At 63.1% G+C, this 26959-nt stretch carries 25 protein-coding genes and 1 tRNA gene; 13 read left to right on the forward strand and 13 right to left on the reverse strand.

From position 1 onward, the window contains the following. Positions 1 to 110: 110 nt before the first annotated feature. The 3 genes from ACWNZ3_RS10220 to typA all read left to right on the forward strand — a co-directional run bounded on the left by ACWNZ3_RS10220 (position 111) and on the right by typA (position 2858). Complete coding sequence (locus tag ACWNZ3_RS10220; RefSeq protein ID WP_269361993.1) at positions 111 to 569, forward strand: Lrp/AsnC family transcriptional regulator; 459 nt, start codon at positions 111 to 113, stop codon at positions 567 to 569. Positions 570 to 578: 9 nt separating this feature from the next. Beyond that, positions 579 to 914 (forward strand): DMT family transporter, encoded by a 336-nt coding sequence (locus tag ACWNZ3_RS10225; RefSeq protein WP_269361992.1) that lies wholly within the window; start codon positions 579 to 581, stop codon positions 912 to 914. Between the two features lie 126 nt (positions 915 to 1040). Continuing rightward, a complete protein-coding gene (gene typA, locus ACWNZ3_RS10230; RefSeq protein ID WP_114277221.1) occupies positions 1041 to 2858 on the forward strand; it encodes a translational GTPase TypA in 1818 nt (605 codons plus the stop codon). Between the two features lie 67 nt (positions 2859 to 2925). Here the strand turns inward: typA and ACWNZ3_RS10235 are convergent, their stop codons facing one another. The 3 genes from ACWNZ3_RS10235 to recA form a co-directional block, all read right to left on the reverse strand. Further along, complete coding sequence (locus ACWNZ3_RS10235) at positions 2926 to 3213, reverse strand: DUF1330 domain-containing protein (protein ID WP_269361989.1); 288 nt, start codon at positions 3211 to 3213, stop codon at positions 2926 to 2928. Position 3214: 1 nt separating this feature from the next. Next, positions 3215 to 5872: an alanine--tRNA ligase gene (gene alaS / locus ACWNZ3_RS10240; RefSeq protein WP_496899880.1), complete on the reverse strand. Its 2658-nt coding sequence runs from the start codon at positions 5870 to 5872 to the stop codon at positions 3215 to 3217. Between the two features lie 143 nt (positions 5873 to 6015). After that, entirely contained in the window at positions 6016 to 7086 is a 1071-nt protein-coding gene (gene recA, locus ACWNZ3_RS10245) for a recombinase RecA (protein ID WP_269361985.1), read from the reverse strand. A 202-nt stretch (positions 7087 to 7288) separates the two neighbouring features. Between recA and ACWNZ3_RS10250 the strand changes: the two genes are divergently transcribed. Then, positions 7289 to 7882: a gamma-glutamyl kinase gene (locus ACWNZ3_RS10250; RefSeq protein ID WP_496899881.1), complete on the forward strand. Its 594-nt coding sequence runs from the start codon at positions 7289 to 7291 to the stop codon at positions 7880 to 7882. A 93-nt stretch (positions 7883 to 7975) separates the two neighbouring features. Here ACWNZ3_RS10250 and ACWNZ3_RS10255 read toward each other — a convergent pair whose 3' ends face one another. The 4 genes from ACWNZ3_RS10255 to ACWNZ3_RS10270 all read right to left on the reverse strand — a co-directional run bounded on the left by ACWNZ3_RS10255 (position 7976) and on the right by ACWNZ3_RS10270 (position 13571). Continuing rightward, positions 7976 to 10180 (reverse strand): ATP-binding response regulator, encoded by a 2205-nt coding sequence (locus ACWNZ3_RS10255; protein WP_496901900.1) that lies wholly within the window; start codon positions 10178 to 10180, stop codon positions 7976 to 7978. A 247-nt stretch (positions 10181 to 10427) separates the two neighbouring features. Then, positions 10428 to 11594: an RsmB/NOP family class I SAM-dependent RNA methyltransferase gene (locus tag ACWNZ3_RS10260; protein ID WP_496899882.1), complete on the reverse strand. Its 1167-nt coding sequence runs from the start codon at positions 11592 to 11594 to the stop codon at positions 10428 to 10430. Between the two features lie 56 nt (positions 11595 to 11650). Continuing rightward, positions 11651 to 13099, reverse strand: a complete 1449-nt coding sequence (gene guaB, locus ACWNZ3_RS10265) for an IMP dehydrogenase (protein ID WP_274575570.1) — start codon at positions 13097 to 13099, stop codon at positions 11651 to 11653. A gap of 106 nt (positions 13100 to 13205) precedes the next feature. Continuing rightward, positions 13206 to 13571, reverse strand: a complete 366-nt coding sequence (locus ACWNZ3_RS10270; RefSeq protein WP_496899883.1) for a hypothetical protein — start codon at positions 13569 to 13571, stop codon at positions 13206 to 13208. 87 nt (positions 13572 to 13658) lie between these two features. Here ACWNZ3_RS10270 and ACWNZ3_RS10275 point away from each other — a divergent pair, with 87 nt between their 5' ends. From ACWNZ3_RS10275 to ACWNZ3_RS10290, 4 genes are all read left to right on the forward strand, one after another. Then, positions 13659 to 14192, forward strand: a complete 534-nt coding sequence (locus ACWNZ3_RS10275; protein ID WP_496899884.1) for a hypothetical protein — start codon at positions 13659 to 13661, stop codon at positions 14190 to 14192. Next, positions 14192 to 14398: a helix-turn-helix domain-containing protein gene (locus ACWNZ3_RS10280; protein ID WP_274575566.1), complete on the forward strand. Its 207-nt coding sequence runs from the start codon at positions 14192 to 14194 to the stop codon at positions 14396 to 14398. The genes ACWNZ3_RS10275 and ACWNZ3_RS10280 overlap by 1 nt, the downstream gene beginning before the upstream one ends. A 159-nt stretch (positions 14399 to 14557) precedes the next feature. Next, a complete protein-coding gene (locus tag ACWNZ3_RS10285; RefSeq protein WP_496899885.1) occupies positions 14558 to 16603 on the forward strand; it encodes an ASKHA domain-containing protein in 2046 nt (681 codons plus the stop codon). Beyond that, on the forward strand, positions 16600 to 17442 hold the full coding sequence (locus ACWNZ3_RS10290) for a class I SAM-dependent methyltransferase (RefSeq protein ID WP_269361971.1): 843 nt from the start codon (positions 16600 to 16602) through the stop codon (positions 17440 to 17442). The genes ACWNZ3_RS10285 and ACWNZ3_RS10290 overlap by 4 nt, the downstream gene beginning before the upstream one ends. A gap of 108 nt (positions 17443 to 17550) precedes the next feature. Here ACWNZ3_RS10290 and ACWNZ3_RS10295 read toward each other — a convergent pair whose 3' ends face one another. Continuing rightward, the gene (locus tag ACWNZ3_RS10295) at positions 17551 to 17925 is read right to left on the reverse strand and encodes a VOC family protein (RefSeq protein WP_496899886.1); all 375 of its coding nucleotides are present in this window, start codon (positions 17923 to 17925) and stop codon (positions 17551 to 17553) included. 70 nt (positions 17926 to 17995) lie between these two features. Here ACWNZ3_RS10295 and ACWNZ3_RS10300 point away from each other — a divergent pair. Continuing rightward, positions 17996 to 18069 (forward strand) — tRNA-Gly (locus ACWNZ3_RS10300). Here the strand turns inward: ACWNZ3_RS10300 and ACWNZ3_RS10305 are convergent. Continuing rightward, on the reverse strand, positions 18036 to 18518 hold the full coding sequence (locus tag ACWNZ3_RS10305) for a MerR family transcriptional regulator (RefSeq protein ID WP_496899887.1): 483 nt from the start codon (positions 18516 to 18518) through the stop codon (positions 18036 to 18038). The genes ACWNZ3_RS10300 and ACWNZ3_RS10305 overlap by 34 nt on opposite strands. Positions 18519 to 18560: 42 nt before the next feature. Here ACWNZ3_RS10305 and ACWNZ3_RS10310 point away from each other — a divergent pair, with 42 nt between their 5' ends. Continuing rightward, complete coding sequence (locus tag ACWNZ3_RS10310; RefSeq protein WP_496899888.1) at positions 18561 to 19199, forward strand: GyrI-like domain-containing protein; 639 nt, start codon at positions 18561 to 18563, stop codon at positions 19197 to 19199. Positions 19200 to 19217: 18 nt separating this feature from the next. Continuing rightward, positions 19218 to 19478 carry a zinc ribbon domain-containing protein gene (locus ACWNZ3_RS10315; RefSeq protein ID WP_274575560.1) on the forward strand — a complete coding sequence of 87 codons (261 nt, stop codon included), beginning with the start codon at positions 19218 to 19220 and terminating at the stop codon, positions 19476 to 19478. A 3-nt stretch (positions 19479 to 19481) separates the two neighbouring features. On the opposite strand, the gene ACWNZ3_RS10320 is transcribed toward ACWNZ3_RS10315, so the two are convergent. Continuing rightward, the gene (locus tag ACWNZ3_RS10320) at positions 19482 to 21101 is read right to left on the reverse strand and encodes a long-chain-fatty-acid--CoA ligase (RefSeq protein WP_496899889.1); all 1620 of its coding nucleotides are present in this window, start codon (positions 21099 to 21101) and stop codon (positions 19482 to 19484) included. A gap of 139 nt (positions 21102 to 21240) precedes the next feature. On the opposite strand from ACWNZ3_RS10320, the gene ACWNZ3_RS10325 reads away from it, so the two are divergent. Then, entirely contained in the window at positions 21241 to 21687 is a 447-nt protein-coding gene (locus ACWNZ3_RS10325; protein ID WP_274575558.1) for a GNAT family N-acetyltransferase, read from the forward strand. Next, positions 21684 to 22937 carry a cation:proton antiporter gene (locus tag ACWNZ3_RS10330; RefSeq protein WP_496899890.1) on the forward strand — a complete coding sequence of 418 codons (1254 nt, stop codon included), beginning with the start codon at positions 21684 to 21686 and terminating at the stop codon, positions 22935 to 22937. The genes ACWNZ3_RS10325 and ACWNZ3_RS10330 overlap by 4 nt, the downstream gene beginning before the upstream one ends. A gap of 92 nt (positions 22938 to 23029) precedes the next feature. On the opposite strand, the gene pgi is transcribed toward ACWNZ3_RS10330, so the two are convergent. Genes pgi through zwf form a run of 3 tightly spaced genes read right to left on the reverse strand, consistent with a single transcriptional unit; the run spans position 23030 to position 26753 of the window. Beyond that, on the reverse strand, positions 23030 to 24622 hold the full coding sequence (pgi, locus tag ACWNZ3_RS10335; protein ID WP_496899891.1) for a glucose-6-phosphate isomerase: 1593 nt from the start codon (positions 24620 to 24622) through the stop codon (positions 23030 to 23032). After that, positions 24619 to 25290 (reverse strand): 6-phosphogluconolactonase, encoded by a 672-nt coding sequence (gene pgl / locus ACWNZ3_RS10340; RefSeq protein ID WP_269361957.1) that lies wholly within the window; start codon positions 25288 to 25290, stop codon positions 24619 to 24621. The genes pgi and pgl overlap by 4 nt, the downstream gene beginning before the upstream one ends. After that, on the reverse strand, positions 25287 to 26753 hold the full coding sequence (gene zwf, locus ACWNZ3_RS10345) for a glucose-6-phosphate dehydrogenase (protein ID WP_269362085.1): 1467 nt from the start codon (positions 26751 to 26753) through the stop codon (positions 25287 to 25289). Before zwf ends, pgl begins: the two co-directional genes overlap by 4 nt. Positions 26754 to 26959: the final 206 nt, after the last annotated feature.

Consider the following 26959-nt stretch of genomic DNA (forward strand, 5'->3'; position numbering starts at 1 on the left):
AACTCTCCTTGGTTGGTTGCCGCCAACCTAAGCCATCCGGCACAAGAAGTTTTCCCAAAGATATCGAATTTTGCCTTGATCATGGGATATCCTCCCATCATTATCCGATCATGCATAACATCGACAACATAGACCGCCGTATCCTGGTGGAACTGCAACGCGACGCGGGGCAATCGCTCGAAACCCTCGGCGCGACGGTGGGCCTGTCGCGCAATGCCTGCTGGCGGCGCATGCGCCAGATGGAGGAGGCGGGCGTGATCAAGGGGCGCGTGGCGCTGCTGGATGCCGCGCGTCTGGGCCTGCCGCTCACCGTCTTTATCCAGGTCCGCACCAATGCCCATGCGCCCGACTGGCTGGAACGGTTCTCCACCGCCACCCGCGCCATGCCGGAGATCATGGGCGTCTACCGGATGTCCGGCGAGCTGGACTATTTGATCCGGGCGCAGGTTGCGGATATGGCGGGGTACGACCGCCTTTACCAAAGCCTGATCCGCAAGGTGCCGCTCTCCGATGTCTCGGCCAGTTTCGTCATGGAAGAGATCAAGGAAACAACCGCCCTGCCCCTGTAAGGACCGCCCATGCCGCTGCATTATCTCTGGCTCTTCATCGCCATCCTGACCGAAACCATCGGCACCACCGCCCTGCAGGCCAGCCAGCAATTCACCCGGCTTTGGCCTTCGGTCTGCGTGGTGCTGTTCTATGGTGCGTCATTCTATTTCATGGCGCTGGCGCTCAAGGTGATGCCGGTAGGCATCGTCTATGCGATCTGGTCCGGCCTCGGGATCGTGCTGATCGCGGGGATCGGCTATGTCCTGTTTGGTCAGCGTCTCGACCTGCCTGCGGTGCTGGGGCTGTCCCTGATCATCGCGGGGATACTGGTGATCCATCTCTTTTCCACCGCCTCGACCCACTGAACGCCCCTGACGCTGCGGCACAGGGCCGGCAGATGCCATGATGAAAGGGCTGAAACTGCTTTAGGGCTGGCCTTTGCTGCGTCTGCACGGTATGGCGCGCGCAACTCCCGCAAAAAGGCTGACCCCATGGACCTGCGCAATATCGCAATCATCGCACACGTTGACCACGGCAAGACGACTCTGGTGGACGAATTGCTCAAACAATCGGGCACCTACCGCGAAAACCAGGCGACCACCGAACGCGCCATGGACAGCAACGATCTGGAACGCGAGCGTGGCATCACGATTTTTGCCAAGCCGACTTCGGTCGAATGGAAGGGCACGCGGATCAACATCGTCGACACCCCCGGCCACGCCGATTTCGGCGGCGAGGTGGAGCGTATCCTGTCCATGGTCGATGGTGTGGTGCTGCTGGTGGATGCCGCTGAAGGCCCGATGCCGCAAACCAAATTCGTGACCTCCAAGGCGCTGAAACTGGGCCTGCGGCCCATCGTGGTGATCAACAAGGTCGACAAGCCCGACGGCGAGCCGGACCGCGCCCTGGACGAGGTGTTCGACCTTTTTGCCAACCTCGACGCCAGTGAAGAGCAGCTGGATTTCCCGGCCATGTATGCCTCCGGCCGCGCCGGCTGGGCAGATCATTCGCTGGACGGTCCGCGCAAGGGTCTGGACGCATTGTTCGAACTGATCCTCAAACATGTCCCGGCGCCCAAGCAGCTTTCCGATATCGACCAGCCCTTCACCATGCTGGCCACCACCCTTGGCGGTGACCCCTTCCTGGGGCGCCTGCTGACCGGCCGGGTCGAATCCGGCACGCTGAAGGCAGGCCAGACGATCAAGGCGATGTCGCGCGACGGCAAGCTGATCGAGAATTTCCGCTGCACCAAGATCCTCGCCTATCGCGGGCTGGAGCAGACCGCCATCGACGTGGCCGAGGCAGGTGACATCGTCTCCATTGCCGGCATGACCAAGGCCACCGTGGCCGACACCCTCGCAGACCAGAGCGTGACCGAGGCGATCCCGGCCCAGCCGATCGATCCGCCCACCATCACCGTGACCTTCGGCATCAACGATTCCCCGCTGGCCGGGCGCGATGGCAAAAAGGTGCAATCCCGCGTCATCCGCGAGCGCCTGCACAAGGAAGCGGAATCGAACGTCGCCATCAAGATCAGCGACACACCCGGCGGCGAAGCCTTTGAGGTTGCCGGACGGGGCGAATTGCAGATGGGCGTGCTGATCGAGAACATGCGCCGCGAAGGGTTCGAACTGTCGATCTCCCGCCCGCAGGTGCTGTTCCGCGACATCGACGGCGAGCGGCACGAGCCGATCGAGGAAGCCACCATTGACGTGGACGACGAATATTCCGGTGCGGTGATCGAAAAGATCACCGGCGTGCGGCGCGGCGAACTGGTCGAGATGAAACCGGCGGGTGCGGGCAAGACACGTATTGTGGCCCATGTCCCCTCGCGCGGGCTGATCGGCTATCACGGCGAATTCCTGACCGATACCCGCGGCACCGGCGTGCTGAACCGCGTGTTCCACAGCTGGGCGCCACACAAGGGCCCGATCCCGGGCCGCCGCGCGGGCGTCCTGATCTCGATGGAGAACGGCACCTCGGTGGCCTATGCCCTGTGGAACCTCGAAGAACGCGGCCGAATGATGATCGGCGCCCAGGCCGACGTCTATACCGGCATGATCATTGGCGAACATTCCCGCGACAACGATCTGGAAGTGAACCCGCTGAAGGGCAAGAAACTGACCAACGTGCGCGCTTCCGGCACCGATGAGGCGGTGCGCCTGACCACGCCGATCACGCTCTCGCTGGAAGAAGCCATCGCCTATATCGACGATGATGAGCTGGTTGAAGTGACGCCAAATGCGATCCGGCTGCGCAAGCGCTTCCTGGACCCGCATGAACGCAAGCGGATGGCAAAATCGGCCTGACGGGAGATTCCGGGGCGCTGCCCCGGACCCCGGGAATATTTAAGGCCAAAAAGAAAGCAGACCAGCGTTATGCGCTGGTCTCCACAATCACCAGTTCACGTTCAGATGCGCCGCGCGCATGGCTCAAAGCCGCTTGATAGGCATCTGAATGATAACATTTTTCCGCTGATTCCAGGTCCGGAAAACGGGCCACGACATTGCGCGGGCGCGCCTTACCTTCGAGCTGCACGAAGCGCCCCCCCCGCGCGATGAATTCGCCGCCATGATCGGCGATGGCAACCGTCGCGCCTGCGGCGTATTTCTTGTAGGCCTCTTCGTCCGTGACGGTGACATGAGCGATCCAGAGTGCAGGCATGTTATCCTCCCATTACCTTTTCCGCAGCGGCAATCGCCGCCTGCGCGTTTTCAGTGCTGGCACCGCCGCCCTGCGCCATGTCAGGCCGTCCGCCGCCGCCCTTGCCCCCCAGTTCGGCCACTGCGGCCTTGAGGATATCCACCGCAGACAACCGGTCCGTCAGATCCGCCGTCACCCCTGCGGCAACAGCAGCCTTGCCGCCCGCATCGGCGATCAGCAGCACAGCGCCCGTGCCCAGCCGCGCCTTGTGTTCGTCCACCAGCGCGGGCAGATCCTTGCCCGTCACGCCGCTCAGCACCTGGGCGATGAACTTGATCCCGCCGACCTCGCGGGTATCCGGCGCGGCCGCACCGCCCCCCGACATGGCCAGTTCACGGCGCAGCTGCGCCACTTCATTCGCCAGGCTCTTGCGTTCATCCATCAGGCTGCGGACCCGGTCCGGCACATCACCCGGCGCGGATTTGAGCGCCTCTGCGACACGCGACAATGCCGATTGCTGTTCGCGCAGCCAGGCCAGCGCCTCCGCCCCCGTCAGCGCCTCGATCCGGCGCACACCGGCACTGCTGGCGCTGTCGCCCAGCAGCACAAAGGCCCCGATGTCGCCGGTCTGGCGCACATGGGTGCCGCCGCAGAGTTCGAGCGAATAGGTGTTCCGGTCATTCCCCTTGCCCGATCCGGCCTGATGGCCCATCGAAACCACACGCACCTCGTCGCCGTATTTTTCGCCAAACAGCGCCTGCGCCCCAAGCCCGCGCGCGTCATCCGGTGTCATGATCCTGGTATCGACAGTGGCATTCTGGCGGATGAAGCTGTTCACCTCCGCTTCGACCTGCGCCAGTTCAGCGGCGGTCAGCCCCTTGGCATGGCTGAAATCGAACCTCAGCCGGTCCGGCGCATTGAGCGAGCCGCGCTGTGCCACGTGATCGCCCAGGGCGCCGCGCAGCGCCTCGTGCAACAGGTGCGTCGCCGAATGGTTGGCCCGGATCGCCGTGCGTCGCGCATGATCCACTTCCAGCACGGCCGCCTGCCCCACCTTGACCTCGCCCTTTGTCACCTTGCCGAAATGGGCAAAGACGCCTGCCGCCTTGCGGGTATCCGTGATGGTGATTTCACCGGTGCCGGTGCGGATCACACCCGTGTCACCAACCTGGCCACCGGATTCCGCATAGAAAGGCGTCTGGTTGAGGGCGACCTGGATGCTGTCACCCTCGCGGGCCAGTTCCGTCAACACGCCTTCCATCACCAGCGCCTTGATCTGGCCCTCTGCGGTTTCGGTCTCATAGCCCAGAAACTCGGTCGGGCCGTTCTTTTCGGCCACGTCGAACCAGACGGTTGCATCCGCCGCCTCGCCAGACCCGGCCCAGGCCGCGCGGGCCTTGGCCTTCTGCTCTGCCATGGCAGTGTCAAAACCTTCAATATCCACCGCGCGCCCCTGCTCGCGCAGCGCATCCTGCGTCAGGTCCAGCGGGAAGCCGAAAGTGTCATAAAGTTTGAAGGCCGCCTGCCCCGACAGGTTCGCCCCCTCCGGCAGGCCGCTGACCTCGTCCTCCAGCAGGCGCAGGCCCCGGTCCAGCGTTTGCTTGAACCGGGTTTCCTCGTTCAGCAGGGTTTCGGTGATCAGCGATTGCGCCTGCCCCAGTTCAGGGTATGCCGCGCCCATCTGGCTGACCAGTGCCGGCACCAGACGGTGCATCAGCGGGTCCTGGACCCCCAGCAGATGCGCATGGCGCATCGCCCGGCGCATGATCCGGCGCAGCACATAGCCGCGCCCGTCGTTGGCGGGCATGACCCCGTCCGCGATCAGGAAGGAGGTGGAGCGCAAATGATCCGCGATGACCCGGTGGTGCGTCCGGCCCGGCCCGTCCGGATCGGTGCTGGAGGCATCTGCCGAGGCCTCGATCAGGGCGCGCATCAGATCGGTGGCGTAATTGTCATTGGTGCCCTGCAACAGCGCGGCAACCCGTTCGATCCCCATGCCGGTGTCGATCGACTGGTTTGGCAGGTCGCGGCGGGTGCCGTCCTCGAATTGTTCGTATTGCATGAAGACGAGATTCCAGATCTCGACAAAGCGGTCGCCATCCTCCTCCGGGCTGCCCGGAGGGCCACCCCAGATGTGGTCGCCGTGATCATAGAAGATCTCGGTGCAGGGGCCGCAGGGCCCGGTGGGACCGGCCGACCAGAAATTGTCATCCGTCGCGATGCGGATGATGCGGTCATCGCTCAGACCCGCATGTTTCTTCCAGATCGCCACCGCTTCGTCATCGGTATGATAGACCGTCACCAGCAGGCGCTTTTCGTCGATGCCGAACACCTTGGTCAGCAGGTCCCAGGCCAGCGGGATCGCTTCGGATTTGAAATAATCGCCAAAGCTGAAGTTGCCCAGCATCTCGAAGAACGTGTGGTGGCGCGCGGTATAGCCTACATTGTCCAGATCGTTGTGCTTGCCGCCTGCGCGCACGCATTTCTGCGCGGTGGCGGCACGCGTGTAGTCGCGGGTTTCGACCCCGGTGAACAGGTTCTTGAACTGCACCATGCCCGCCGCCGTGAACATCAGCGTCGGGTCGTTGCGGGGCACCAGCGGGCTTGAAGGGACAACCTGGTGTCCGTTCTTGTCGAAATAGGACAGGAAACTGGAGCGGATTTCGTTCAGGGTCTTCATCGGTCAGGCCTTCCGGGGCAAATACGCGTCTTTGTCAGATAGCCTTGGCAGGCTTGCCTGTCCACAGGTCCGGCATGGAAAAAGGGGCGCTGCCCGTCGGCGCGCCCCTGATGTCTTGCAGCGATTGCAATCTGGTCCGGGCCTCAGGCCTCCAGAATGTCCGCATCATCTGTGTCGGAACCGTTGAAATCCAGGCCATGCGCCGCGCGGATCTTGTCTTCGATCTCCATCGCCATGGCGGTGTTTTCCTTCAGGAAGGCCTTGGCGTTTTCACGGCCCTGCCCGATCCGCTCATCCCCGTAAGAGAACCAGGAGCCGGATTTGTCGACCACGCCGGCCTTGACGCCGAGGTCCAGCAGCTCACCCATCTTGGAGATGCCTTCGCCATACATGATGTCGAATTCCACCTGTTTGAAGGGCGGCGCGACCTTGTTCTTCACGACCTTGACGCGGGTTGCATTGCCCACCACCTCGTCACGGTCCTTGAGCGCGCCGATGCGGCGGATGTCGAGGCGGACCGAAGAGTAGAATTTCAGCGCATTGCCGCCCGTTGTCGTTTCGGGGCTGCCGAACATGACGCCGATCTTCATCCGGATCTGGTTGATGAAGATCACCGTGCACTGGGTCCGGCTGATCGAGCCGGTCAGCTTGCGCATGGCCTGGCTCATCAGGCGGGCCTGCACGCCGACGCTGCTGTCGCCCATGTCGCCCTCAAGCTCGGATTTCGGCGTCAGCGCGGCAACCGAATCGACAACAACCATATTTACCGCGCCGGAGCGGACCAGCGTATCGGTGATCTCAAGCGCCTGTTCGCCGGTATCGGGCTGCGAGATCAGCAGCTCGTCGATGTCCACGCCCAGCTTGCGGGCATATTGCGGGTCAAGCGCGTGTTCCGCATCCACAAAGGCACAGACGCCGCCCGCCTTCTGCTGCTCAGCAAGGCAGTGCAGCGTCAGCGTTGTCTTGCCGGAAGATTCGGGGCCGTAGATCTCGACAATCCGGCCCATCGGCAGGCCGCCGATGCCAAGCGCGATGTCCAGCCCCAGCGATCCCGTGGAACTTGCCGTGATGTCCTGAATCGCACCTTCCGCGCCCAGTTTCATGATCGAACCCTTGCCGAACTGCCGTTCGATCTGGGCCAGGGCGCTGTCCAGCGCCTTCTGCTTTTCCGCCGACTTCTTGTTGTCCATTGTCAATAAATCTGCCGTTGCCATATGCCCGTTCCCTTAGTGTCATAGTGGCGCGGGATCGGCAATCGCCGTCCTGCGCCGGTTTTTTGTTCCGCTAATGTTCTCTATGGGACCAAAAGTGGAACATTTCAATCACTTTATTTCTTTCCCCATCTTTTATGGGAATGGGTTAAGAAGTAGTTTACGGCGACAACCCGGGATGATCCAACGCGCGAGGCCGCCTTAAATGCTTGTTTTCTTTAAGGAACGCCTGGCCTTCCTGTCGGTGCCGAAAACCGGGACAACCGCCTATGAAAGTGCGCTTGCGGCGCGGGCGGACATGGTGATCTCCGACCCGCCGATGCTGAAACATGCGCCTGTCTATCGCTACAATCGCTTCATCCGGCCCATGTTCGAAAGGGTCTGCGGGGTCGAACTGGAAGTCATGGCGGTGATGCGCGAGCCGGTCTCCTGGCTGGGCAGCTGGTATCGCTACCGCCAGCGCCCCTTCATGGAGGGCAAGCCGAATGCGACCCATGGCATCAGTTTCGACGATTTTGTCCTGGCCTATATGAAGGGGAACAAACCCGGTTTTGCCGATGTGGGCAGCCAGGCCCAGTTCATGAAAAGCCAGCCGAACGGCACCGGGGTCACCCATTTCTTCCGCTACGAAGACCAGCCGAGGCTCAAGGCCTTTCTCGAAGAACGTCTGGAGGTGACATTGTCCCTTGCCCGCGAAAACGTCTCCCCCGCGATGGCGCTCAGGCTTTCTCCGGAGGTCGAGGAGCGGTTTCGCCGCAAATGCGCCGAGGAATTCGCGCTTTACCAGTCCATCCCGTAGCGCCGGTGCCAAAGGTGGTTCAGGGGTCGCTGCCGGCCATATTCGTCCGGACCGGACCGTAGCTCACACCTCCCCCAATTCGAAGCACCCGGCTCAATGCATCTGCTTGTGCACCATCTCGGTCAGTTCGTTCAGTGAAAACGGTTTCGGCAGGAAAACGGAATTCGGTATCCTGCTTTGCTCCTCTCCGAAACTGTCTTCGGCATAGCCGGAGACAAAGACGACCCGCACGTCCGGCCGTTCCTTCAGCGCCTCGCGCACCCAGCTGGGGCCATCCATGCCGGGCATCACCACGTCGGTCACAAAGACATCCACGGTAAGGTTTTCGTCTTCCAGGGTCTTTAACGCCGCCTCTGCCGATTCAGCCTCAAGGACGGTAAAGCCGCGCAGACGCAGCGCCCGGCTGGCAAAGGCGCGCACCGGGGCCTCGTCCTCCACCAGCAGGACGACGCCGTCCGATGCATCGGACGCGTTTGACCGCTCCGCGACATCGGGCCGCGGCGACACCTCCGGACTGTGGTCATGCACCGGGAAATACAGCACGAAGGTAGTGCCGACGCCGGGCTGGGAATCGACAAAGATGAACCCGCCGGTCTGCTTGACAATGCCATAGGCGGTCGACAGGCCGAGGCCGGTCCCCTCGCCCGTGCGCTTGGTGGTGAAAAACGGCTCGAACACCTTTTGCAACTTGTCCGAAGCAATGCCCAGCCCGCTGTCAATCACTTCGACGGTCACATAGTCACCGGCCGGCACGGTGACGCGGTCCCGTGTCAGCGGCTCTTCCAGCGTCAGGCATTCCGTGACGATCCTGATCTCACCGCCCGCCGGCATGGCGTCGCGGGCATTGACCACGAGGTTCATCAGAACCTGTTCGAGCTGACGCTTGTCGGCGCGGATCGGGCGCAACACCGGATCATGGCTGAGCGTGAGGGTCACCTTTTCGCCGACCAGCCGGTTCAGCAGATGGGTCAGATCCGCCAAGGTGTCGCGCAGGTCCAGCGTTTCCGGCCGCAGGGTCTGTTTGCGCGAAAAGGCCAGCAGCTGGCGCACCAGCCCGGCGGCACGGTTGGCGTTCTGGTTGATCTGGATCAGGTCGCCATAATCGGCATCGCCCTGATCGTGGCGCAGCAGCAGCAGGTCGCAATGGCCCGAGATTGCTGTCAGCAAATTGTTGAAATCATGCGCGACACCGCCTGCCAACTGGCCGATTGCCTGCATTTTCTGGCTTTGCACGAATTGCGCCTCCAGTGATTTCAGTTCCGTTGCGTCGTGCAGCACGGCAATAAGCGCCGGTTCGCCGTCTTCCATAATCCGATTCAGCACCACTTGCACGAAAGTTTCCTTGTCGGTGCGGGTCAACCGCAGGAATTCCGACTTCTGGACCATCCGGTTGGACAGCGTGTCATTCAGCCAATCCGCGATCGGACGGCCCAGCCCCTCCATCAGTTGCGAAATATTGGCGCCTTCAACCAGCTTGGTGCCGATCAGCCCCGCCGCCATCCGGTTGAAGGAGCGCACGGCACCGTCGGGTGCCACCTTTATCATCGGCACAGGCATGTCCTGAAAGGCCTGCCACCCCTGCATCGGCGCCTCCAGGGACGCCTCCGGCGGCGGCAGCAGAAAGATCACGCGGCGCCCTGCCCCGGCATCCATTTCCGCCACCAGCATCCGGCGCGGCCCGTCAGGGCAGGATACTTCTGCCAGCGTCCCGGGCACGACGGGCAGCTCCGTGAATATGCGATCAAGGGTCTTGACCCGTCCGCCAAGCAGCCGCCGCGCGGCATCATTGGTAAAGAGCACCGCGCCGCTGCGCCCCAGCATCAGCATCGGCAGTTGCACCCCGTCGTGCGGGGTGCGCGCAGCGGTCCGCGCGCCCATGTTCTCAAGCCGCCACAGGAACCGGTCCTGCGCGATCTCATGAACCGCCACGCGCAGATGCCCGGCCCGTGTTGCGACATCCTCCTGCGCGGCACCGCTGGCATCGGCGCGCGATTGCAACCGGTAGAGAATGCCCGCCGGATTCGCGAAGGTTTCGGTCAGGGCCGCGCCCAGCGTCGTGAAACTGTCGCGCTCGAACAGGCGATGCGCGGCGCGGTTCGCGCCGTGAATCAGACCGTCCCTTTCGGCAATGAAACAGGGGGTGGTATCATGTTCGATAAAGGTCTCGATGGTATCGACCAGCCCGGACCGGCGGACGGCCTGACCCGCCGCGCGCAGGCCCAGAACGCCGCCCACCATCACCAGTGTCGCCCCTGAGCAGAACAGAGCCAGCGCAAATATCCGCTGCGACACGAACATGCCCACAGCGACCAGCACCGCCCCCAGGATCACCAGCAGCCAGGTTTGTCTGTTGCGCACCCGCAGCGGCGCCGCGCCAACCGGCGGCACCGGCGGCCGCGGTTCGGCAATAACGTCCGGCGCGTTCTGCCCCAGCGATACAGACAAAATCTATCCTCCGACGGCCCTCGAATCGTCCTCCATTAAGCGTCTCCCGGGTTAATCGAACCTTAACCACAGCAGAGATGCATCCCAAAGTTGAGTATGATTAGCCTGATACCCGCGTCAACTGCGCAGTATAGAATCCGTCGCCCGCCGCATCGACGGCAAAACGATGCGCAAAGCTGCAGGTCCAGCCGGGGTTTCGCGACAGAAAGGCCGCCAGCCGGTCCTCGTTTTCCGCCCGCAGAACCGAGCAGGTGGCATAGGCCAAAAGACCCGACGGCCCGACTAGCGCTGCGGCGCGGTCAAGGATCTCGTCCTGGAGCGCGGTCAATTCAGCGAGGCGCGCAGGTGTCAGGGTCCATTTCCCCTCGGCGGCGCGGCGCCAGGCCCCCGAACCGGAACAGGGCGCGTCGCAAAGCACCACATCAAAGGGGGCGGCATCTGCCAGCGTCGCGGTTTCGGCAAGTGCCACGGTGACACCCGCCCGTGCCGCGCGGGCGGGCAGATCGGCCATGCGGGCGGGCGCGATGTCATGGGCGGTGACCTGCCGCGCCGGGTCCATCGCCAGGGCCAGGGCCTTGCCCCCGCCGCCTGCGCAATAATCCAGCACCCGTCCGCCCGTCGGCAGGGCGGCAACAACGGCCTGGCTTGCGGCATCCTGAAGCTCGATCAACCCTTCGGCAAAGGCGGATGAATTGCGGATACGGCGCTGCCCTTCGGTCACGGTCAGGGCCGCCTCTGCCAGCGGGTTCACCGTGGTCTCCACCCCCTGTTCGCGCAGCATGTCTGCGGCGGCCTGCCGCTCGATGCGGGCAAGATTGACGCGCAGCACAATCGGGGCGCGCGCCTGAAGCGCGCCGGCAGTGCGGGCGGCATCCTCCCCCAGGGAGGCTTCGAATGGGGCCACCAGCCATTCCGGCAGGCACCACAGGGTTGGACGGTCTTCGGGCGGCGCGGGAAAATCAAGTTCTGCCGCGGTTGCGGGTTCGGGGGCATGGCCATCGCCGGTGAATAACGCCGCGATATCAGCCTCTTGCAGATGAAGCAGCCCCAGCATGAGCTGGCGTCCGGCCTCACCGCGCCCGAAATGCGCCGCCAGCGAACGGCAGCGCAACACGTCAAAGACATGGTCCCGGATTGCCGCACGGTCCTTGGAACCGGCAAAACGACTGCGCCGGGCCCAGCGGGTCAGCGCCTGTTCTGCCGCCTGACCGCCCTGGATATCATCAAGGATTTCAATCGCCGCCGCGACCCGCGCCCCCGGGGTCATCGGGCTGCATTCACATCAAGAACGCCACGCAACAGATTGAAATTCATGATATTCCCCTATCCGGCGCGGTAGTTGGGTGACTCGCGGGTGATCTGAACGTCATGCACGTGGCTTTCCTTCAGCCCCGCCCCGGTGATCCTGACAAAGCTGCAGTTCTTGCGCATCTCTTCGACGGTGGCACAGCCGGTATAGCCCATCGCAGCCCGCAGACCGCCGACCATCTGGTGCACAACGGCCGCCGCGCTGCCCTTGTAGGCCACCTGGCCCTCGATGCCTTCGGGCACCAGCTTGTCGCTCGCGGCATCCTTTTGGAAATAGCGGTCGGCCGATCCGCTGGCCATCGCGCCAAGCGAACCCATTCCACGATAAGACTTGAAGCTACGGCCTTGATAAAGAATGACTTCTCCGGGGCTCTCATCGGTGCCTGCGATCATGGAGCCAACCATGGCGCAGGATGCGCCAGCGGCAATGGCCTTGGCGAAATCGCCCGAAAACTTGATGCCGCCATCGGCGATGACGGGAATCTCACCCGCTGCCGCAGCGCAATCCATGATGGCGGTCAGCTGCGGCACGCCAACACCTGCGACCATGCGCGTGGTGCAGATGGAGCCGGGGCCAATGCCGACCTTGATCGCATCGGCACCGGCGTCGATCAGGGCGCGGGTCGCCCCGGCCGTAGCGACATTGCCCGCGACCACCTGCACCTCGTTGGACAGCGCCTTGACCCGTTTGACCGCAAGCGCCACCCCTTCGGAATGGCCATGGGCGGTGTCGATCACGATCATGTCGGCACCGGCATCCACCAGCGCCTGCGACCGTTCAAAGCCCGCGTCGCCCACGGTGGTGGCCGCCGCGACCCGCAACCGCCCCAGCGCGTCCTTGCAGGCGGTGGGGTTCAGCACGGCCTGTTCGGTATCCTTGAGCGTCAGCAGCCCGGTCAGCTTGCCCTTGGCATCTGTCACCAGCAGCTTTTCGATGCGGCGCGCCTTCATCAGGCTGATCGCCTCTTCGCGGTCCGCCGGCTCGTGCAGGATGGCAAGGTTCTCCGAAGACATCATCACCCGCACCGGGGTCTTGTCATCGCTGGCAAAGCGCATGTCGCGGTTGGTCACGATCCCCACGACACGCCCGGTGTCATCGACAACCGGAAAACCGGTGACGTTATAGCGTTCCTGCAGCGCCTTGGCATCGGCCAGGGTCTGTTCGGGGGTCAGGGTGATCGGGTTATAGACGATGCCGGATTCAAACCGTTTGACCCGACGGATCTCGCGGGCCTGTTCGTCAATGGTCAGGTTGCGGTGAACCACCCCCATGCCGCCGGCCTGCGCCATGGCAATCGCCATGCGCCCCTCGGTCACGGTATCCATGGCGGAACTCAGCAGCGGAATGTTCAGCGCAATGGATCTGGTCACATGCGTGCGGGTATCTGCGGTGGATGGCAATACAGACGACGCTGCGGGAACAAGCAATACATCGTCAAAGGTCAGGGCCTCACGAATCTCCATTTTACACCTCGGCTTGGATGGGTTCATTTGGCGGTTTCATATTTCACGGATGGTCTGGATTGGAAAGACCTATTGCGTCCATTTGCGGATGGTTCTGCATCGCGTGTCATCGGCAGGGATTCTGATGCCGGACGAACTGAAGGATCATCACCGCCGCATCCATCCTGCTTTGATCGGCGGGTCCGGGCGCGCGGGCGCTGGCGTATCGCCAGAAGTCCACCGCGTCGAACTGCCCCTGCCCCGCTGCGGCACATATGGTCGGCCTGCCAGACTGCCGGTCCTCTGCCATGGCCTGTCCGATGACCTGACGCAGGTAGACACCCAGCCTCTTCTTTTCTTCGGGATCGGTCCGGGCGCGATCCATCCAGGCGAAAAGGCGGTCAAGGCCCAACGCTGGCGCGCGTTGATCCGCTGCTGCGGGGCCTGTGCCGCAGACAAGGGCGATCAGCAGTATGGCAAGGTGGCGGCGCATTGTTTACTCCTAAACAGCAATTAATTATTGCTAAACGATAATTCATCTGCTTAATAAAGATCAAGTCCAATACCAGGGAGAGTTGAAATGGATCAGGTCAACCGTCAAAAACGCATCATGTGGTGGAGCAGGATTCTTGCCGCAGCAACACTAGTTCTGGCAGTCGCGCTTCCGCCTTTGGTGTTCATCACGGTGCTGCTGCTTCCTCTCGACATGCTCGCTGCATCTGCCCATGTCGCGCCACCGCCGTCTGCCCTTTCCTCCGGCACGCAGCTTTTGATTGCCCTTGTTGCAAGCCTGCCTGCCCTGTTGCTGTCCTGGGGACTGTGGGCGCTGCGGCCCGCGCTGATATCCTTTGGGCGCGGCGCCTGTTTCGCGCCCGTGGTGTTTGGCGCGCTCAAACGCTTTGCCGTGGCCTTGTTCGTCTCTGCCTTGATGCGGGTGGCTGTGGTCCCGCTGACCGGCGTGATCCTCTCAATTGGTCAAGAACAGGGCGCGCTGAGCCTGCGTTTCGGCATGGGTGATCTGCAGACGATGCTCCTGGCCGCCGGAGTCTGGATCCTGGCCTGGATCATCGTCGAAGCGGCGGCATTGGATGCCGAAAACAAGCAGTTCGTCTGATGCAGATCGAGGTACATCTTGCCGTGATCCTGGCGCAACGTGGCGTGAGCGGGCGCGCATTGGCCGAACACATCGGCATTACTCAGGCCAATCTTTCACTGCTGCGGCAGGGCAAGGTCAAAGGGGTGCGTTTCGAGACGCTGGCAAAGATCTGCGATTACCTTGACTGCCAGCCCGGCGACCTCTTCACCTTTCGCCGCGACTGATCGCGGGGGTTCCCCGGGGGCTGACACGCGCGAAAATCGTCGCCGTGACGGCAAAGGGATGGCGCAAATGACGCCCAGCGTTCATTTATTGCCGCCCTTTGGCTTCCACCTGCCGCAGGGGGCGCTATGGTGGCCAAAAGCAGTTAAGGACGGCACGAGATGAGCAGCGATCCCCTGGTGATCTTCACCCCCTCTGGCAAGCGGGGAAACTTCCCTGTCGGCACGCCGATCCTGACGGCGGCGCGGCAGCTGGGGGTTGACCTGGATTCGGTCTGCGGCGGGCGCGGCATCTGCTCGAAATGCCAGATCACGCCCAGCTACGGCGAATTTTCCAAACACGGCGTTACCGTCAGCGGCAACGCGCTGAGTGAATGGAACTCGGTGGAGCAGCGCTACAAGGACAAGCGCGGGCTGAAGGAAGGGCGCAGGCTGGGCTGTCAGGCAACCGTGCAGGGTGACGTGGTGATCGACGTGCCCCCCGAAAGCCAGGTGCACAAACAGGTCGTGCGCAAACGCGCCGAAGCGCGCGAGATCGTTCTCAACCCCTCGACCAAGCTGTTCTATATCGAAGTGGCCGAACCGGACATGCACGACCCCTCGGGCGATCTGGAACGCCTGCGCGATGCGCTGCGCGAACAATGGAGCCTCGAAAAGGTCAATGCAGACCTGCACATCCTGCAAATGATGCAACCGATCCTGCGCAAGGGCGAGTGGAAGGTGACTGTCGCCGTGCATCTGGGCGATGCGGAAAACCCGCCCCGCATCATGCATATCTGGCCGGGATATTACGATGGCACGGTCTATGGGCTGGCGGTCGATCTGGGGTCAACCACCATCGCCGCGCATCTGTGTGATCTGCAAACCGGCGCGGTGCTGGCCTCGTCAGGGGTGATGAACCCGCAGATCCGCTTTGGCGAAGACCTGATGAGCCGGGTCAGCTATTCGATGATGAACCCCAGGGGTGCCGAGGAAATGACCCGCGCGGTGCGCGAAGGCATGAATGCGCTGTTCACCCAGATCGCAACCGAAGGCAATGTGGACAAGAACCTGATTGTCGACGCCGTCTTTGTCTGCAACCCGGTGATGCACCACCTGTTTCTGGGCATCGACCCTTTCGAGCTGGGTCAGGCGCCCTTTGCGCTGGCCACCTCCAACGCCATGCGCCTGCGCGCCGATGATCTCGACCTCAACATTCACCCCTCGGCGCGGGTCTATCTGCTGCCCTGTATCGCGGGCCATGTGGGCGCGGATGCCGCCGCCGTCGCGCTGAGCGAGGCACCGGACAAATCCGAGGATCTGGTGCTGGTGGTCGACGTGGGCACCAACGCGGAAATCCTGCTGGGCAACAAGACCAAGGTGCTGGCCTGTTCCTCGCCCACCGGCCCGGCCTTTGAGGGCGCGCAGATCAGCTCCGGTCAGCGCGCCGCCCCCGGTGCCATCGAACGGGTGGAGATCGACCCGGTGACCAAGCTGCCACGCTTCAAGGTGATCGGCAGCGACCTGTGGTCCGATGACCCCGGTTTCGAGGCCGAAATCGCCACCACCGGCGTCACCGGCATCTGCGGCTCCGGCATCATCGAGATGGTGGCAGAGATGCGCATCCACGGCATCGTCGACGCCCCCGGCCTGATCGGCACGGCAGAGCAGACCGGATCACCTGCGGTCTTTGCCGACGGGCGCACCAATTCCTACCTGGTCTATGACGGCACCGGCAATGGCGGCCCGCTGATCACCGTCACCAACCGCGACATCCGCGAGATCCAGATGGCCAAGGCGGCGCTGTATTCCGGGGCGCGGCTGCTGATGGATAAATTCGGCGTCGACAAGGTGGACCGCATCGTGCTGGCCGGTGCCTTCGGCGCGCATATCAGCACCAAACATGCGATGGTGCTGGGCATGATCCCCGATGCGCCGCTGGACAAGGTGACATCGGCCGGAAACGCCGCCGGGACCGGCGCGCGGATTGCCCTGCTGAACACCGACGCGCGGGCCGAGATCGAACAGACCGTGCGCGACATCCACAAGGTCGAAACCGCGATTGAACCGCGCTTTCAGGAGCATTTCGTCAATGCTTCCGCCATCCCCAACGCGGTTGAACCCTTTCCGATCCTCCACTCCATCGTCACCCTGCCGACAGCCACCTTCAACACCGGGGGCGATCACGGCGGCGATTCCGGCGGCAGACGCAGGCGGCGCCGGGGATGAGCAACGCAGAGCAACAGGAATTCTGGAACGCTCAGGCAGGCCCGATCTGGGTGGCCCAGATGGAAAACATGGACCGCGCCCTTGCACCGGTGCTCGACCATGTGCTTGGCGCGGCGCATATCCGGCGGGGCGACAGGGTGCTCGACATCGGCTGCGGTGCCGGCACCAGCACAGCAGCGGCGGCACGGCTGGCCGGACACGATGGCAGCGCCTGCGGGCTGGACATCTCTCATGCGCTGCTGGCCCATGCCCGCCTGTCAACGGCGGATGCCCCCGGCCTGACGTTCATCCAGGGCGATGCGCAGACGTTCGACTTCGAGCCGGATCAGTTCGACGCGATGATTTCCCGCTTTGGCGTGATGTTCTTTGAAAACACCCAGGCGGCCTTTGCCAATATTGCCAGCGGGTTGCGCCCTGGTGCGCAGTTGAGCTTTGCTACCTGGGGTGACATCGCGGAGAACCCCTATTTCACCATGCCTGCCGCCATCGCAAAGACGGTGATCGGCGCGGTCCCCAAGACTGATCCGGATGCGCCCGGACCCTTCGCCCTGCGCGACAGGCAAAAGGTTGTCGCATTGCTGGACGCGGCGGGACTGGTGGAGATCAAGGCCCGCGTGCTGCCCTTGGACCTGACACCGCCGGGCGACGCGGCGCAGGTGGCGCAATTGCTTTGCGACATCGGCCCGGCCCAGCGGGCCCTGACCCATTTCGAGGCGGATGACGCCGACCGCGCACGGCTGGTTGACGCGTTGATTGCAGGTCTGGAACCCTTCGAGACGCCAAAGGGTATCCGCATTCCCGCGCAGATCAACCTCTTCACCGCCCGGACCAAGGGCTGATCCCGCCTATAGCGTTTCCAGTTCATGTCGTATCGCCAACACCCTGCCGCGCCTCCGGCGCTCCCGGGACATTGGCGATGCTTCGTTTCAACGAAAACCGGAAACGCTTTAATCCAGCTGCCGGGAGATCCACCAGGTGACGCCATTGGCATCCCGCACCCCGCCGCGCAGGTCGCCTTCGCCCTTGTCCGTCAGCGGCTGCACCTCCGTCCCGCCAGCCGCCAGCGCACGGGCAAAGGCCGCTTCCGCCTCTGCCACATAGACATGCACATGGGCTTCGGTGCTTTCCGGCATTTCGCCCATCATGATCACCGTATCATCCACAAGCGCCTCTGCATGCATGATCCCCTTGCCGCCCTCGCCCGGGATCACCCGCAGCCGGGTGGCGCCGAAGGCGGCTTCCAGAAAGCCCAGGGTCGCATTGGCATCGCGGACCATCAGATAGGGCGACGCGCTGTTGTATCCGTCAGGTTTGTAACTCATCCTGTCCTCCGCTTTGTGCGCGCCGCCCCCTTGACGGCGCTGCGCCCCGCGCATATCCAAACGCAGGCGCGCGGGTATGGTGAAAAGGTATCACGGCAGCTTCCCAAGCTTTAGTTACGAGTTCGATTCTCGTTACCCGCTCCACTTTCAACTTCATTCAATCCATCCAGCGGCGCGCGCGCAAGCGCCTGTCTGGTCTGTTGCAGCAGGGTCAGGAAACGCTGGCTCGCCGTCAGGCGGGTCGCGACCTCGGCGATCTTGTCGTCCAGAAAGCGCTCCATCTCCTCCGCACCGCCGCCCTGCGCCATGAACTGGCCTACAAACAAGGTGATGTCGGCGATACTCAAACCCGCTGCCTGGGCGTCGCGGATCACTTCTAGGGTCAGAATCGCATCCTCGGGGTAAATGCGATAGCTGTTTGAGGCCTCGGGGTCGGTGTCAGACCGGATCAGCCCGTGGCGTTCGTAGAAACGGATCGTATCGCGGCTGACCTCCGCCCGCCTTGCCAGTTCACCGATGCGCATCATGCCCTCAAAACCGTTGACAATGGTCCACAGTTTATAGTTTGCTTCGACCTGCAGGGCAATCGGCAATCTAAGGCGATGACCCGTAAACCGGGCGGAACGGGCTTCACGATGAAGAAGATCGACTTCAAAAAGACGATGAAACAGCTTTATGGCCCCGCTGCCGGGCCATTTGCAGAGATTGACGTGCCGCAGATGCATTTTGTCAAAGTGGATGGCGCAGGTAATCCGAACACTTCGGCCGAATACCTGCAGGCGGTTCAATGCCTTTATGGCGTCAGCTATGCGATGAAATTTGCCGTCCGGGCGACGCTGTCACAGGATTATGTGGTGCCGCCGCTGGAAGGGCTGTGGTGGGCGGATGATCCAACTGCCTTTGCCGCGCGCAGAAAGGATGAATGGCAGTGGACGATGATGATCATGGTGCCGGATTTCGTGACATCCGCGATCTACGAGGCCGCCCGCGACAAGACCAGGCGCAAACTCGGCAGCCTGCCCGAAACGCTGCGGCTTGAACGCCATGACGAAGGCCTGTCGCTGCAAACCCTGCATCTGGGCAGCTATGATGACGAAGCGCCGGTGCTTGCGGATCTTCATCACCGGGTGATGCCCGAACGCGGGCTGACCTTTAACGGGCCGCACCACGAGATCTACCTCAGCGATCCGCGCCGGACGGCACCTGCCCGGCTGAAAACCATCCTCAGACAGCCGGTCCGTGCCGATCCCGCGTCCCTGACCCGCTGCGCCTGACCCTTTCGGAGAATCCAGATGGCCACATCCTCCTGTCAAAGTTGCGGCATGCCGCTCGGCAAGGACCCCCAGGGCGGCGGCACCGAGGCTGACGGCAGCCTCAGCACCACCTATTGTTCGATCTGCTATGCCGAAGGCGCGTTCCGGCACCCGGATGTCACGGTGACCGAATTCCAGCAGCACTGCGTCGAGGCGCTGATGCGGTCGGGCATGCCGAAGATCATGGCATGGCTCTTTACCCGCGGGATCCCGCGGCTGGAACGCTGGAAAGGGGTCTGACCCCTATCCGATCAGCACCTCGCCAAATTCTTCGCGCAGGTTGCGTTTCAACACCTTGCCCGTCGCATTGCGCGGCAGCACATCGGTGAACACCACCTTGTCCGGCACCTGCCACTTGGCAATCTTGCCGTCGAACACGCTCAAGACCTCTTCTTCGGACGGGTCCTGCCCTTCGGCCCTGACCGCGACCAGCACCGGGCGTTCGTCCCATTTCTCGTGCCGCGCGCCGATCACCGCGGCATCGGCCAGCTGCGGATGCGAGATGGCGATATTCTCCAGCTCGACAGAGCTGATCCATTCGCCGCCCGACTTGATGATGTCCTTTGAGCGGTCCTTGATCGTGATATAGCCGTCCGGGTCCATGGTGGCGACATCGCCGGTGTCGAACCAGCCGTTGGTCAGGGTCTCTTCCGAGGTTTTCTTGAAATAGGCATCCAGAATCCAGTGCCCGCGTGTCACCAGATCGCCCTGCGCCTTGCCGTCATGCGGCAGTGGCTTGCCATCGTCGTCCAGGATTTCCAGCTCCACCCCGAACACCGGACGCCCCTGATTTTCGCGCAGGCGGTGCTGTTCCGCCTCCGGCAGGTCGGCGTGTTTGGCCAGCGGGCGGTTGACGGAGCCGACGGGCGACATTTCGGTCATCCCCCAGGCGTGGATCGTATCGACCCCGAATTCCTCGCGGAAGCTCTTGATCATCGACGGCGGACAGGCCGAGCCGCCCACCACGGTGCGCTTGAGGCTGGCCAGCGTGCTGCCGCTTTTCTTGGCCTCGCCCAGCAGGCCCAGCCAGATCGTCGGCACCCCCAGCGCCAGCGAGACGCGGTAGGTGTCGATCAGCCGGACCAGCGACGGGCCGTCCAGCCCCGGCCCCGGCATCACCATGCGCGCGCCGACCATGGCGCAGGCATAGGGCGCGCCCCAGGCGTTGACGTGGAACATCGGCACCACCGGCAGCACAACCTCGGCGGCGGAAATCGCGACACTATCGGCCAGGTTGATGCCAAAGGAATGCAGCACCGTGGAGCGGTGGCTGTAAAGAACACCCTTGGGGTTTCCGGTGGTTCCCGATGTATAACAAAGGCTTGAAGCGGTATATTCATCCATTTCCGGCCAGTCATAAGCCGCATCGCCCTGGGCCAGCAGATCGTCATAGGCGATGATGCCGGGCAGTTTGCCGGCGGCATCGCCCACCGCGCCCTCCATCAGGACGATATGTTCCAGATGCTCCAGCTTGTCGCGGATCGCGGCGACCAGCGGGACAAAGGTGGCGTCGATGAACAGCACCTTGTCCTCGGCATGGTTGAGGATATAGACCAGCTGTTCCGGGAACAGGCGCGGGTTGATCGTGTGGCAGACAAAACCGCCCCCCGATACGCCAAAGTAGATCTCAAGATGCCGCCGGTTGTTCCAGGCAATCGTGCCGCAGCGCGCCTGCGGGTCGAGCCCCAGGCCGGTCAACGCCGAGGCCAGACGCCGGGCATTCGCCGCGACCTGCCCCCATGTGGTTTCCTCGACCCCGCCACCGGTGTTGACCGAATAGATCTGCCCCCCGGCATGGTACCTCTCAGCATGTTCAATCAGGCTGGAAATCAACAGGGGTTGTGACATCATCTGGCCTAGCATCGGGATCCTCCTCATCCGTTCTTTTCGCCAGAGTGGATCAGCGGCCCCGCACTTGCAAGCGTACCGTAAGGTGCCTAAAGGTCAGCTATACGGCCTGTCTGCCTGCCCGCGGGCACGCCCTGAACCGGAGGATTTCCCAATGACACTGATCATTCGCCCCACCACATCCGAAGACCGCGAGAACTGGGACCGGCTTTACCAGGGTTACGCCGAATTCTACAAGGTCGAGCAGACCCCGGAAATGCGCGATACCGTGTTCGGCTGGCTGATGGACGAGGCCCATGAATGCAACGGTCTTGTCGCCGAAACCGCAGAGGGCCGCCTGATCGGGCTGACCCATTTCCGCCCCTTCGCCAGCCCCCTGCGGGCGGTGACCAATTGTTTTCTCGACGATCTCTTTGTCGACCCGGCCGCGCGCGGTTCGGGTGCGGCGCAGGCCCTGATCGAGGCGGTGGCGGAACAGGCGCGGGCGCGCGGCTGGGCCACGGTGCGCTGGATCACGGCGGATGACAATTACCGCGGGCGCAATGTCTATGACCGTCTGGCCACAAGGACCATGTGGGTCACCTACGACCTCAAGACATGAACTTTCTGCAGATCACGTCCCTGCTGATTGTCATGGCCGGGGCGTTTGGTGCGATCAACTACCTGTTTCTGAAGCTGCCTTCGGCCATCGGCATCCTTGTGGTGTCGCTGCTGGCCTCCTTCGGGCTGCTGGGGCTGGACCTTGCCCTGCCCGCCCTGGGCATCGCCGACACGGTGCGGCAGCTGGTCACCGGCATCGACTTTTCCGAGGCGCTGCTGGAGGGGATGCTGGGCCTGCTGCTCTTTGCCGGAGCGCTGCATGTCAAGCTGAGCGACCTGCGCAGCGAATGGCTGAGCGTGTTCCTGATGGCGACGCTGGGCATCGCCCTGTCGACGCTGGTGGTGGGCGTCGGGTTCTCCTGGCTGACCGGCATGCCGCTGCTGCTGGCGCTGGTCTTTGGCGCGCTGATTTCCCCCACCGATCCGGTGGCGGTGCTGGGCGTGCTGCGCGAGGCCGATCTGCCCAAGGCGCTGGAGACCAAGATCGCGGGTGAAAGCCTGTTCAACGACGGAGTCGGCTATGTGGTGTTCCTGGTGCTGGTGGGCCTCGCCTTTCCGGGCGCGCATCACGGGTCGGGCGGCAGCCCCTTCGGCGATGCGGCACTGCTTTTCGTGCAGGAGGCCTTTGGCGGCGCGGTGCTGGGGCTGGTGCTGGGCTGGCTGACCTTCCGGGTGATGCGCCGGATCGACGATTATTCGCTGGAGGTGCTGCTGACACTGGGGCTGGCTTTTGGCGGCTACGAGCTGGCGGTCTGGCTGCATGTCTCCGCCCCGATCATGGCGGTCTGCGCCGGTCTGCTGATCGGCGATGTGGGGACCGCGCGCGGCATGTCGGAAGAGACCCGCAAATACGTGGAGGCCTTCTGGAAGCTGATCGACGAGATCCTGAATGCGGTGCTGTTCCTGATGATCGGCTTTGAAGTCTTTGCCATCGCCCTGAACGCGGATGTTCTGGTGACCGGCGTGATCACGATTTTCATCGCGCTGCTGGCGCGGCTGGCGGCTGTCGCGGTTCCCATCGCGATGCTGCGCCCGTTCCGCAGTTTCAGCGCCGGGGTGACGCCGATCATGACCTGGGGCGGGTTGAAGGGCGGCATCTCCGTTGCGCTGGCGCTGTCGCTGCCGGACGGCGAGTGGAAATCGCTGATCCTGACCTGCACCTATGTGGTGGTGGTATTCTCCATCATCGTGCAGGGGCTGACCGTGGGGCGGCTGGCAAACCGGATGGGCCGGGCGCCGGACCTGATGTGACCCATCGGAGCGGCTGCGCCGCATTCGATCCATATTTTGTTGGGGCTCTGCCCCAAACCCCGGGAATATTTACAGCCAAAAAGAAAACGGGGTCAGGCCCGGTGTTTCAGGATGTAGCCCACCAGGGCGGCGGTGGAGCCGTCCTTGCCCTGGGGGTTTTCGCGGCCTTCCACGATGGGTTGCAGGGAGGTGGCCAGTTCCTTGCCCAGTTCCACGCCCCATTGATCGTAGGAATTGATGTTCAGGATCACCCCTTCGACAAAGACGCGGTGTTCGTAAAGGGCGATGATCTGGCCCAGGGTGAAGGGATCGAGCAGCGGATAGACCAGCGTGGTCGAGGGGCGGTTGCCCGGAAAGACCCGGTGGCGGGCCTGGCGTTCAAGCTCATCCCCGGTCAGCCCCTTTGCCTGCATCATGCGCCGCGCCTCGGACAGCGAGCGGCCCCGCATCAGCGCCTCTGACTGGGCGAGGCAATTGGCCAGCAGCAACTGGTGGTGATGGGCGAGGTCAGGCTCATGCCCGTTGGCGGCAACCAGGAATTCGCAGGGCACCACCCGGGTGCCCTGGTGGATCAGCTGATAAAAGGCATGCTGGCCATTGGTGCCTGCCGCCCCCCAGACCACCGGGCCGGTATGATGCGCGCACTCGGTGCCGTCCATCTGCACCGACTTGCCGTTGCTTTCCATCTCCAGCTGCTGGAGATAATCCGGCAACATCCGCAGCCGCTGATCATAGGGCAAGACGGCGCGGGTCGCATAGCCGCAGAGCTGGTTGTGCCAGATGCCCACCAGCGCCAGCATCATCGGCAGGTTTTCCAGCGGCGCTGCCACACGGAAATGCTGGTCCATCGACTGGCCGCCGCGCAGAAAGGCGTCGAATCCCTTTGGCCCGATGGCGATCATCAGCGCGAGACCGATCGGCCCCCACATGGAGTAACGCCCGCCGACCCAGTCCTCGAAGCCGAAGACCTGATCGGGGCTGATGCCAAAGGCTGCCGTCTTGTCCTCTGCCGTGCTGAGCGCTGCGAACTGCGTTGCGGGATCACCGCCGTGATCCGTCATCCAGGCCTTGGCGGTGCGGGCGTTGGTCATGGTCTCGATCGTGGTGAAGGTCTTGGAAGCGACGATCACCAGCGTGGTTTTGGCATCCAGCCCGCGCAGCGTGTCGGCGATATGCGCGCCATCGACGTTGGAGACGAAATGGCACCGCGGCCCGTCGTGATAGGGCGCCAGTGCGGCCACTGCCATTGCCGGACCCAGATCGGAACCGCCGATGCCGATGTTGACCACATCGGTGATGGCACTTGCGCGCACTGCGTCGGCATAGCGGCGCATCCGCTCAAGCGTGGCGTGAACCTGCGGCATCACATCGGTGCCATCCATCATGACCGGCCCGCCGTCGAGATTGCGCAGCGCGGTGTGCAGGACCGCGCGGCCCTCGGTCTCGTTGATCTTTTCGCCCGCGAACATCGCGTCGCGTTTACCCGCCACATCTGCCTGTTCCGCAAGGGCGATCAGATCGGCGCGGCTGTCCGCGTCGATGTTTGTCTTGGCGTAGTCGAAATGCAGATTCTCCAGCGTGACGGAGAAATCACCCGCCCTGCCCGCATCCTCGAACAGGGCCAACAGCGGTCTGTCGGTGACGGAATCCGCCCGGCTTTTCAGTTTGTCCCAGATCGTCATCATGCGGCCCAATGTACCTCTGCGTTGTTCAGAACGGTGGCGACGGGCGCCTCTTCGGGGGGCAGTGTTTCAGCGCGTTCCAGTGCCGCGCGTTTCGCATCGCCAAAGATGATCAGATGGGTGGACATCGCGCCGCGCAGCACATGGGCGGGCAAGGTCACGCGCGCGATCTCCTGATCTTCAGGGCGGACGACGCAAAGGTTGGGCGCGCCTGCGGCCATCGCCGCCGCGACCCCGGGAGCCCCCGGAAACAGCGAGGCGGTGTGCATGTCATCGCCCATGCCCAGCACCAGCAGCGACAGCGGCAATTGCGTCTCCAGACCGGGCGCGATGGCGGCGGCGCCCTCCTCTGCCTCCAGACCCGGCTGGTAGAAAGGCAGGAACTGTGCCGCCGCGGCATGGCCGGTCAGCAGCCGCGACCGGACCAATGCCCCGTTCGAACGCGCATCCTCTTCCGGCACCCAGCGTTCGTCGGTCAGCATCACATGCACCCGGCCCCAGTCCAGATCGGTGCCGCTGAGCATGTCAAAGACCGGGCCGGGCGTGGTGCCGCCGGGCACGGCGAAGGAGGCGAATTCATGCACCAGAAGGCATTTCTTCAATTCTCCGGCCAGCCGGTTCGCGACCTTCATCGCCAGGATTTCCCGGTCGGGATATTCGATCAGGTTCATGGGGTCACCTCGCGCCATTCGCGGCCGTCACGCCGCATCAGTTCATTTGCGTAATCCGGCCCGGCGGACCCGCTGTCATAGGGTTTGGGCACATCGTTGCGCGCTTCCCACCCCTGGATGATCGGATCGGTCCAGGCCCAGGCGGCCTCGACCTCATCGCCGCGCATGAACAGCGTCTGGTTGCCGCGCATCACATCCATGATCAGCCGTTCATAGGCGTCGACCTGATCCGCATCCTCGCCCAGGGCTTCGGCAAAGCTCATGTCGAGGGGCACGTCGATCAGCCGCATGCCGCCCGGCCCCGGCTCCTTGATGGTCACGCCGAGGGTGATCCCCTCGTTCGGCTGCAGGCGGATCGACAGCACGTTGCGGTGGCGGCCCGCGTCCTCGCCAAAGATCGAATGCGGGGTTTCCTTGAACACCACGGTGATCTCGGAGGACCGCGCAGACAACCGCTTGCCCGTGCGCAGGTAGAAGGGCGTGCCGGCCCAACGCCAGTTGCTGATATGGGTCTTGAGCGCCACGAAACTTTCGGTGCGCGACCGCGGCGATTCCACCGCCTCCCGGTAGCCGGGCATCTTTTCCTCATTGCCGGTCTCGGCCAGATATTGCCCCCGCACGATATGGTGCGGCAAGACCGGGTCAAGGGCGCGGATGACTTTCAGCTTTTCATCGCGCACCGCATCGGGCGAAAAGCGGGCGGGCGGTTCCATCGCGATCAGGCACAAAAGCTGCATCAGGTGGTTCTGCACCATGTCGCGCATCGCGCCGGACTTGTCATAATATTCACCCCTGCCCCCGACACCCACGGTTTCGGCCACGGTGATCTGGATATGGTCGATGAACTGCGCATTCCACAGGGGTTCGAACAACATGTTGCCGAATCGGACCGCCATCAGGTTCTGCACCGTCTCCTTGCCGAGGTAATGGTCGATCCGGTAGATCTGATCCTCGTTGAAATAGGTGGCCAAGGTCGCGTTCAGCGCATGGGCGCTTTCCAGGTCGCGGCCAAAGGGTTTTTCAACCACGATGCGCGCATCCTTGTCTGCCATGCCCCATTGCTGCAGCCGTTCGGCCAGATCGCCGAACAGCGTCGGCGAAACAGAGAAATAATAGGCTTCGGTCCGGCCCTTGCCCTTCATGATCTCCTGCAGCTCGGCCCAGCCGGCCTCACCCCGCGCGTCGATGGCGGTATATTCGATCCGCGACAGGAACGCCTGCAGCGCCTCGGGCGTGTGGCTGAACCCGGCGTTGAATTCCTCAATCGCCTCTGCCACCATCTCGCGATAGCCTGCGCTGTCCAGCTCAGTCCTTGCGGCGCCGATGATGCGCGATTCCGGTGGCATCTGTCCGGCGACGAAGCGGCGGAAGAGACCCGGCAGGATCTTGCGGCGGGCCAGATCACCCGTGCCCCCGAAAATCACCAGATCGAATGGATCGACCGGAATCACCCGGCTTTCCATATGTGGCAGCCGGTCTTTGGCCTGGGTCATGCTGGCTTTGGTCTGGGTCATATCGGCCCCCGCGGTTTCTGAGCTTCCGTTAGCGCTACCATACTCGTAATTTCGGGCTTCACAAGGTCGTGCACTGCCCCCGGACAGGTCTTTTCATGCCTTGCCCGATCGCTTAGCACAAAGAATAGCATCCGAAACGATCAGACAAGGACCTA

Source organism: Sulfitobacter sp. IGS-18 (assembly GCF_059628195.1).